Here is an 8,477-nt window from a genome sequence, read left to right as displayed (position 1 = left end):
ATGTACAGCTCCTTGGCGAGCGCGCAATTGCGCTCGAGGACGTTTTCGATGGCGCGGTCTTCCATGTCCCGCTTGAGCTGCTCAACCTCGAGGCCAACGTGTCGTGCGATAGTCAAGATGTCGAATTCGCTGAGCTGCGCGACCGCTCCGGGAAGTGGGACTTTCAGTAAGCGCCCCGAACCAGCCTATTTCCTTTCACAGCCAACCGCGCCGCTTGAAAAAGAGATACGGAACCACGGCGGAGAGCACCATCAGACCCAGCGCAAAAGGATAGCCCAGAAGCCATTTTAGCTCGGGCATGGCATCGAAGTTCATGCCGTAGATCGAGGCAACCAGCGTCGGCGGCAAAAACACGACGGCAGCGACCGAGAAAATCTTGATGATCTGGTTCTGCTCCAGATTGATGAGACCCAGCGTCGCGTCCAGCAGGAAGTTGATCTTGTTGGACAGGAAGGTCGCATGGTCGCTGAGGAACGTGGCATCGCGCTGGACGAGCTTGATACGTTGCCGGATTTCCTTCTGCAACTTGCGACCGGACGACGCGACTGCCCAGCTGGTCGAGTCACTCGCGCTATGGTAGGCGACGAGCCGCGCGATGCTCACGAGACTCTCCTGAATTTTCGTCAGCAGCTCACCCTTCCGGCCGATTCGCTCGACAAGGGATTGAAGGTTGCGTGTTTTCTTCGAGGCGCTCGGAGACGTGTTGCGAAAAATTTCGCGTGAGAGTGCATCAATCTCGTCGCCGATGCGCTCAAGCGTGTCGGCCGCGCGGTCGATGATCGCTTCGATCAGACCCAGCATCACCAATTCGCCGGACGTGCAGGGAGGGCCGCTAGTACGCTGTGCTTTCGCCGCATAGATCAAGAACGGCTTCGGTTCGGCGTGGCGGACAGTGACGAGCGTCTGGCCCTTGATAACGAAGGTAACCGGCGCTTTGACAGGGTCCTCGCCCTCGATATTCGCGACCGCGGTGATCGTCATGAACTCGGCGCCGTCTTCATGATAAAGACGGTCCGACAACTCGATTTCCGCCATCTCGTCGCGCGTCGGGATATCAATGGCCAGATGCGCCTTAACAAGCTTCACTTCCTCAACAGTCGGGTTGAGGAGGTCGAGCCAGAGAGCACCGAGAGCTTCGGCCTCCGGCAAGCCGTCAATTGCTGTCAGATGGCCGTTCTGGCCCGTGTAGATGCGCAGCATTTATGGCCCCTTCGGCAAGGCAGTATGCCGCCCGCGGAGCCTTTCCGTAACCGGGGCTGAAGCGCTCTACACTGATCTCGGTCATTTTGGCCGCCGGCCGATTGTGCTGGCTTGGCTGGCGATCGCATTTCCGTGCCTGCTGCTTAACAATTTCGGGCAGGGCGCGTTCGTTCTTTCCCGAGGCGGGACGATCTGACATCCATTCTTCGAGATGACCACGGCTGGACGTTGGTGCCGATGGTGGTGATGGCTACGGCGGCAACTGTGATCGCCAGCCAGGTCGTGATTCCGGCGCTTATTCACTTGTGCGACAGGCCGTCCAGCTCAACATGCTTCCGCGCTTCGAAATCCGGCATACATCCGAAATGCAATTCGGGCAGATATACCTGCCGCGCGTCAACCTGCTGCTCGCATGGTCGGTCATGTTGCGGTCATCGGCTTTGGTGAGTCCAGCGCCCTCCCGTCAGCCTATGGCATATCGGTCACGGGCGAAATGGTTGTGACGACAATCCTGCTCCACGTCGTGATGAGGCGTATCTGGAGGTGGACGCTCCTCCCGGCGCTCGCCTTGCGCTCGTCTTCGGGGTGGTCGATGTCGGCTTCTTCTCGGCGAACATCATGAAAGTGCTCGACGGCGGCTGGGTCTCAATCCTTGTCGCCGGCGTGTGGTCGTGATGACTTGGGTTCGCGGAACCCGCCTCCTCTTCGAGAAGTCCCGCAAGAGCGAATTCCCGCTCGATTTGGTTGCCGAGCAGATGACTGCCAAGGTGCCGTCGCGGGAGTGGTTGGAATTGTGAGTTGGCGTAGTCTCCGGGGTGTCAACCTCGAATCATCCGGCCTTGCGGTGCCGGACAGGAGACTACGCCATGACAAGGACTACCATGAAAGCCGAAGCCGTTCATCCGGGGGATGAGGCGACGAGCTATCTTTTCGACAACTGGTTTGATCCGATCGAAGCTGGCCTGCGCGAGCGGGTGCGCGGCTTCATCGAGACGATGCTCGAGACCGAGTTGGAAGCGGTGCTTGCCCGTCCCCGTTATGGCCGGCAGCCGGCGGCGCGCCAGTGATGAGACCACCGGTGTCGCCGGCCACCGCCACGGCAGCCGGACGCGCACGCTGACGGGGACCTTCGGCACCACTGAGATCACGGTTACGCGGGCGCGCCTCGATGTCGACGAGGACAAGACGGTGGAATGGAGGAGCAAGGCTCTGCGCGCCTATCAGCGGCGCACGAAGGCCGCCGACGCACTGATCGCGTCGAGCTACCTGGCGGGCACGAACACGCGACGCGTCCGTCGTGCGCTTGCCGCCTTGTTCGGCGGCGCGATCGGCAAGGACGTCGTCAGCCGCACCTGGCGCAAGGTGAAGACGGACTGGGACGCCTGGAAGGGTCGCTCGCTGGCCGACGAGCCCGATCGTGCGCCTGATCCTCGACGGGACGGTGGTTCGTGTCAGGCTCGACCGCAAGGCGACCTCGATCCCGCTGCTCGTTGTCATCGGCGTGCGCGCGGACGGCCACAAGATCCTGCTCGCGGTCAAGAACATGGGCGGCGAGACGACCGAGGCCTGGCGGGCGATCCTCGACGATCTCGTCGCACGCGGCCTCCGCCGCGCTGAGTTCCTCATCGTCGACGGCGCACCCGGCTTGGACGGGGCGATCGCTGGGCTGTGGGACGGGGTGCCGGTTCAAAGATGCACGGTTCACAAGCACCGCAACCTGCTCGCCCACGCTCCCGAGCGCCTGCACAAGGAGATCAGCGCCGATTACACCGACATGATCTACGCGGCCACGCCGGAGGAGATCGAGAGCCGCCGCAAGGCGTTCCTGCGCAAATGGCGGCTCAAGTGCCGGGCGGTGGCCGACAGCCTGGAGGAGGCCGGTGAGCGCCTCTTCGCCTTCACGCGCCTGCCGCCGAGCCAGTGGAAAAGCGCACCAGAACTACAAACGCGATTGAGCGTCTGCATGAAGAGTTCAAGCGGCGCATCAAGACCCAGACCGTGCTGCCTTCGGCCGAAACCGCGGCAATGTTGTTCTGGGCGTTGATTGCGTCCGGCGAAATCTCGATGCGAAAAATCGACGGATGGCACACGCTCCCCGCCAAGCCACTCGATCAGCAGATTGACCTCGCCGCATGAACCGATAACCTCAATTTGCCGGAGGCTGCTCCGCCAAATTCCAACACGATCCGCTACGGCACCGACTCCAGAGCCTTCTATGACAAATATTACACGCCCAGCAACGCCGTCCTGGTGGTGGCCGGCGATGTCGAGCCGGAAACGGTCAAGGCGCTGGCCGATAAGACGTAGGGAACCGTGCCGACGGCTCCTGGTCTAACCCGCATCCGCCCAGTCGAGCCGGAGCAAAACGCCAAGCGCACGGTGACGCTGACCGGCGTGCGCAATTCGGTGCCGCGCTTTTCCACGCAATGGATGGTGCCGTCCTATCATACGGCCGCACCCGGCGAGGCCGAGGCGCTCGACTGCTGGCCGACATCCTCGGCGGCGGGACCCGCAGCCGGCTATACCAGCAGTTTTCGACCGCATACGCGCCCAGCTTCTCTCCGAAATCATTGCCGATGAGCGCGAACCTCACGCGATCCCCGAGCTGGCCTGGCGGCGCGGACTCTACGGCACGCATCCGTATTCGAGACCGCCCAAGGGAGCCTGACCAGCGTAACGCCCGCCGATCTAAGCGCCTTCCACAAAGCCGCTTTCGCCCGCGACGGGCTGCATGTGGCGGTCGTAGGCGACATAGATGCCAAAGCCCTGAGAGCAAGGCTCGACCAGCTGTTCGGCGATTTGCCTCAGAAACAGGCGCTCGCCCCCGTACCTGATGTCACCCCGAAGCGGCGAGCGGACGCAGGTCGCAACGCCCTCCCCCAGACTTCGCTCCAGCTGGCTTTTCCCGCCATGGGACGCAACGACCCGGAATTCTACGCGGGACAGCTGATGAACGATATAGTCGGAGGCTCACGATTTACCTCACGTCTGTTCCAGGAAGTGCGCGAAAAGCGCGGCCTTGCCTACGGTGTCTCGTCCAGCTTGGAAGACTACCAGCCCAACATGCTTGTCGTGACGACGTCGACGCGCGCCGACAGGGCGGCCGAGACGCTCGACCTGATAAGACAACTAATCAAGGAGCTGGTCGACACAGGCCCAACAGCGGCCGAACTCGAAGCGAGCAAGAAGTATCTGATCGGCGCCTATGCTATCGACAATCTGGGTTCCTCCAGGCCGATTTCCGCCACGCTTGTCGGGTTGCAGCTCGACAAACTCGGCATAGACTACATCCAGCGCCGCCCGGCCCTCATCGAGCAGGTGATCCTCGAGCAGGCAGGGCGGCGGCGAAGAAGCTGCTTTCGGCCGAGCCCGCGATTATGGGCGTTGGCCCGTGACAGCGAATAATCCCACGCTCTACAATAGCTGAAGGACTCGCCGACCTACGTGTGGCTGATCCGACTATGGTGTGGCAGAATGAACGCCTTGAGTTCTGCCTGCTCGCCTTCGCAGACCAGGTTCTCTCCCGTGGTTCGATTCCCGACCCGAAGAACGCCGTCGTTCCGAGAAAGTATTCTAACTTTTGCGTATACCAAATTCGGGAAAGTTAGAAACTCTTGAATATGAAGCCGATTATGCTAGCTTTCCCGTATATCAGATACGGGAAAGTTAGAAAATGGCCCTTCACCTCGTTGGGGAAAACATCGATAAAACCCGCAGCCACTATCAGGCTGAAACGGGCAAGCTCATCCAGCTAATGCGCGGCATCTATGTCGATGCCGGGGAGGATATCGAGGCCACGATACTCAAGCACGCCGTCCGCATCGCCAAATACCTGTATCCCAACGCTTACCTCTCGGCGGCGAGCGCTGTGCTTCTCGGCCCGACCCGGGATGGCCGCCTGTTCCTGAGCGGGCGACGAATACAGCGCAGGCGCTTGCGCTTGCTGGAAATCATTCAGAACGCAGCTCCCGACCACCCATCAGTCGCTCAAGCGATTGTCGATGATGGAATGGGAGAAATCCGGATCGACGTCTCCTCGATGCGCCAGCGCTTCCTCGAAGCTTTCCGCCTGCGCAGCGAACACGCGGCATCCATCGACGAGACGATGCGCGAGGCAATCGCGAACCGCCTCATAGAACAATACGGCAGCGCCCAGGGCGCTGCCGACGCGACATGGGCGCTTGCCCGCGCGAACCAGTGGTATCGCGAGGGCGAGCACGCCGAGCGCTTTTTCCTCCGCCCTCCACTGACCACAGAACCGGCACGCAACGGAGCCGCGCTCGATCTGATCGTGGCGTGGCACGGCGCTCCGCTCGGAAATCTCACACATGATGGTTTTGAGTGGCGCTGGAATGCAGACGATCAGGGCCCGCCACTTGTTCGCCAGACCACGCCGGGCAAGCTCCCTCCTTTCATTCTGTCGCTGCTGCCTGAAGGCTGGCTTGAGTCAGTGTTGAACGACCGCGACGAGCGCGCGACGCTACGCTCGGGCAAACGCTACATGTCCAACATCACCATCGTCGAGCGTGCGAGCGATCTCTCCGCCCTGCCGCCCGACATCCTGTTAACCCGGCTCAATGGCTTCACTAGAAACACTGTCTTCACTGGCCAGTATGCAGGGCCGGGTCGCGGCGACCTGGAGCAGAGTTTCGAACGCAATCTCGCACAGATATTCGAGCGTACTGATACGCCTCGCCTTTCGGGTGTTCAGATCAAAGCGCCTATGTTCCTCAGTGCGGATGGCACCCTCTCTCCCAGTATCGGCCGGCCTTTTACCCACATTCTCAAACCTGCGGGTACGGGCGGATTTGAGGCCCTGCCAGTTATCGAATGGCAGTCGCTCGCTTTGGGCAGCGCGGCCGGTTTCAAGACGCCCGCGACAGCGCTCGTCCCGATGCCTGACGGGATGCCTCCGGCGCTACTCGTGGAGCGGTTCGATATCAGAACGGGCCTCGAGGACAAACACCTGCTCGCGCTTGAGGACTTCTGCTCGGTACTTGGCGTGCCCACCGAAGCAAAATACGACGGCACGATGGAGCGCATCGCGCGGGCACTAAGGCCGCTATCGACCTCTCCCGAAGAAGACGTCCTGCTTGTCCTGAAGCGATCCTTATTCGCCTGGCTGATCGCCGATGGCGACATGCACCTGAAGAACATGGCACTGCTGGAAATCGCAGAGCCCGGCAGCACGCAATTCAGCTCAGTTCGCATGGCTCCGCTCTACGACGCGGTCACGACTCGCGTGTTTCCACGCCTCGAAAAAGACCGGATGGCCCTCAAGCTGAACGGCAAGGACGATCGTCTGCGGCGCGCCGACTTCAAGGCTTTCGCGAGCACGGCTGGCCTCAAGGCAGCCGATGCGGATACCAGCATCGACGATCTTGTTGCAGCCCTCTCACGCGCGCTCAACCACCTCGAATTGCCGCCGCCTCTATCAGACGGCTCTCAAGGCGCGAAGATGGCGGAGCAAATGCGCGCGATTGTCCACGAACGCATCGAAGGGTTTGCATAGATGATCGATCTAACTGATACGCCGGTTTCCATGGACCGCACTTCCCAGCCGTGATGGGCGAGACCGCCCCGACAAAGCTTGGCAAGGGCTCGAAAGTTCAGGCTAATGATAGATGCTCAGTGGAGGGCCTATCTTCTAGCGCCGGCGAGGTAGCCGCTCGATCGTCTGCACAATCCCTTCGGGCGTCGGCTGGCGCAGTCGATGCGGTCGAGATATCTGCTCGTCGCAGCAATGTTCACGGTGGTCTTTTTGGAGATCCATCCATTCCAGGACGGCAATGGAAGGCTATCGCGTTCTGACGACGCTTCTGCTGATGCGCAGTGGCTATGCTTATGTGCCTTACTCTTCGCTCGAAAGCGTGATCGAGAACAGCAAGGAGGGCTACTATCTGGCGCTTCGGCAAACTCAAAAAACGATCCGCAGTCCGAGGCCTAATTGGCAGCCCTGGGCTGTTTATTTCCTGCGCGCTCTTCAGCAGCAAAAGCAGCGGCTTGAGAAGAAAATCGAGCGCGAGCGTCTCGTGCTCGGTACGCTTCCGGAACTCTCCCTTCAAATAGTTGAAGCCATCAAGGAGCGCGGGCGAATGACCATTGGCGAGATCGTCAACCTGACCGGTGCAAACCGGAACACCGTCAAAAAACATGTGGCAACCCTGGTCGAAATAAACCATCTAGCCCAACATGGAACCGGCAAGGGAACGTGGTACGGCAGACGTCAACACAGACTACTTTATGTGATTCAACCCAGGAAACGCACTACGTCCATTTACGCGAACACCATATGATAAGGAACACTCTTTTCGAGCTTAATCCCCCGGGCAAAAAGTTTTCGAGGGCTGGTTGCCGCCGCCCTCAGTGCAATTAACCGGTATTCAGTTCCAGCTTGCCAGCAGCGGTTATCAGCGTGGAGTCGATGGTAAGTCCTCCTTTGAAGGCGGTCGCATTCGAGGGGAATGCTCTACAGGGACGACCCGCCGTAAACGACGTTCTTTCGAAAATCCCCGACTTCTTCCACCACAACGACCCCCCTCTCGTTTTTTGGGGCGCGACCTGCACGGTCCCGAGCCCAGCTTGCAGATGATCTGCGTGCCTACGGTCGCAAAGAAGGCATCACCGTGCTGATTCTCGATTGTGGTCCCTTTTGATTTTCCACGCCCGTTTGTGGCGCTCGCGATGGGGCGCGGCAAGATCGAGGACTTTTGAAAGCAATTTCAAATCCGATGATGCTCAAAAAAGGCATTTGGCTGCACTGCTGCTATTCGGACCGATGGCCGGTACGCGCGGTGGGGAAGCCGATGTCCATTGTTCAGTTTGCACCTGATGAGAACCGCAAGCCATCGACCAGAAGAGTTCAAGAATTCTCCCTTTCAAGTTGAGTGGAATGGTCTACCAGCCGTATGGCCGAGGCCCTATAAGGAACCCGCAGGTGCGGAGTACACGCCGAGGCTCTGCCGATTATACATATCAGCTGCCTTTGAGAGGAACCCGGTTTGCCCCTGTGCCTGCCGATGATCCGCCACCTGAAATCCCCGGACCTGTTTGGCGCCGTCCATCGCCTGCCGGCACTCGGCAGACCGGTTGGCAATAAGACGTTCGAGGTCGTCAATCCGTCGACCGGCGAAGTTTTGGCAGAGCTTCCCGATATGGGCGTCGAGGAGACACGTGCTGCGGTAGACAAGGCCTATGTTGCGCAGTCGGGATGGGCCGCGTTGACTGCCCGAGAGCGTAGCGACGTTCTTTGGCGATGGCATCAGCTGATCATCGAC

General features: G+C 60.2%; 5 protein-coding genes and 4 pseudogenes. 8 read left to right on the top strand and 1 reads right to left on the bottom strand.

The genetic code is table 11. From position 1 onward, the window contains the following. Positions 1–195: 195 nt before the first annotated feature. Positions 196–1,200, bottom strand: a complete 1,005-nt coding sequence (locus EN738_RS25800) for a magnesium transporter CorA family protein (RefSeq protein WP_029354811.1) — start codon at positions 1,198–1,200, stop codon at positions 196–198. 40 nt (positions 1,201–1,240) lie between these two features. Between EN738_RS25800 and EN738_RS25795 the strand changes: the two are divergent. The 8 genes and pseudogenes from EN738_RS25795 to EN738_RS25765 form a co-directional block, all read left to right on the top strand. Further along, a pseudogene (locus EN738_RS25795) lies at positions 1,241–1,949 on the top strand (KUP/HAK/KT family potassium transporter); the annotation flags it as partial. Positions 1,950–2,081: 132 nt separating this feature from the next. Further along, positions 2,082–3,336: pseudogene (locus tag EN738_RS25790) on the top strand (IS256 family transposase). A 60-nt stretch (positions 3,337–3,396) separates the two neighbouring features. Continuing rightward, a pseudogene (locus EN738_RS25785) lies at positions 3,397–3,728 on the top strand (insulinase family protein); the annotation flags it as partial. Positions 3,729–3,810: 82 nt separating this feature from the next. Continuing rightward, the gene (locus EN738_RS25780; RefSeq protein ID WP_329608241.1) at positions 3,811–4,605 is read left to right on the top strand and encodes a pitrilysin family protein; all 795 of its coding nucleotides are present in this window, start codon (positions 3,811–3,813) and stop codon (positions 4,603–4,605) included. 268 nt (positions 4,606–4,873) lie between these two features. Then, positions 4,874–6,712: a HipA domain-containing protein gene (locus EN738_RS25775; protein ID WP_127286169.1), complete on the top strand. Its 1,839-nt coding sequence runs from the start codon at positions 4,874–4,876 to the stop codon at positions 6,710–6,712. A 201-nt stretch (positions 6,713–6,913) separates the two neighbouring features. Further along, positions 6,914–6,969, top strand: a pseudogene (locus tag EN738_RS36950) (hypothetical protein); the annotation flags it as partial. 20 nt (positions 6,970–6,989) lie between these two features. Then, entirely contained in the window at positions 6,990–7,496 is a 507-nt protein-coding gene (locus EN738_RS25770; protein WP_245468301.1) for a DUF977 family protein, read from the top strand. A 705-nt stretch (positions 7,497–8,201) separates the two neighbouring features. Continuing rightward, the coding region (locus tag EN738_RS25765; protein ID WP_127286168.1) for an aldehyde dehydrogenase family protein at positions 8,202–8,477 on the top strand (276 nt) is incomplete at its 3' end.

This window comes from Mesorhizobium sp. M4B.F.Ca.ET.017.02.2.1, assembly GCF_003998955.1.
Taxonomy (GTDB): Bacteria; Pseudomonadota; Alphaproteobacteria; order Rhizobiales; family Rhizobiaceae; genus Mesorhizobium; species Mesorhizobium abyssinicae.
The sequence above is the reverse complement of the archived record's forward strand: the minus strand, read 5'-3'. Positions and strand labels throughout refer to the sequence as shown.

What these genes read in the sequence shown, in the direction of transcription:
- EN738_RS25770 (WP_245468301.1), top strand. Translation starts at nt 6,990, where the DNA reads ATGGAAGGCTATCGCGTTCTGACGACGCTTCTGCTGATGCGCAGTGGC.
- EN738_RS25775 (WP_127286169.1), top strand. Translation starts at nt 4,874, where the DNA reads ATGGCCCTTCACCTCGTTGGGGAAAACATCGATAAAACCCGCAGCCAC.
- EN738_RS25800 (WP_029354811.1), bottom strand. Translation starts at nt 1,200, where the DNA reads ATGCTGCGCATCTACACGGGCCAGAACGGCCATCTGACAGCAATTGAC.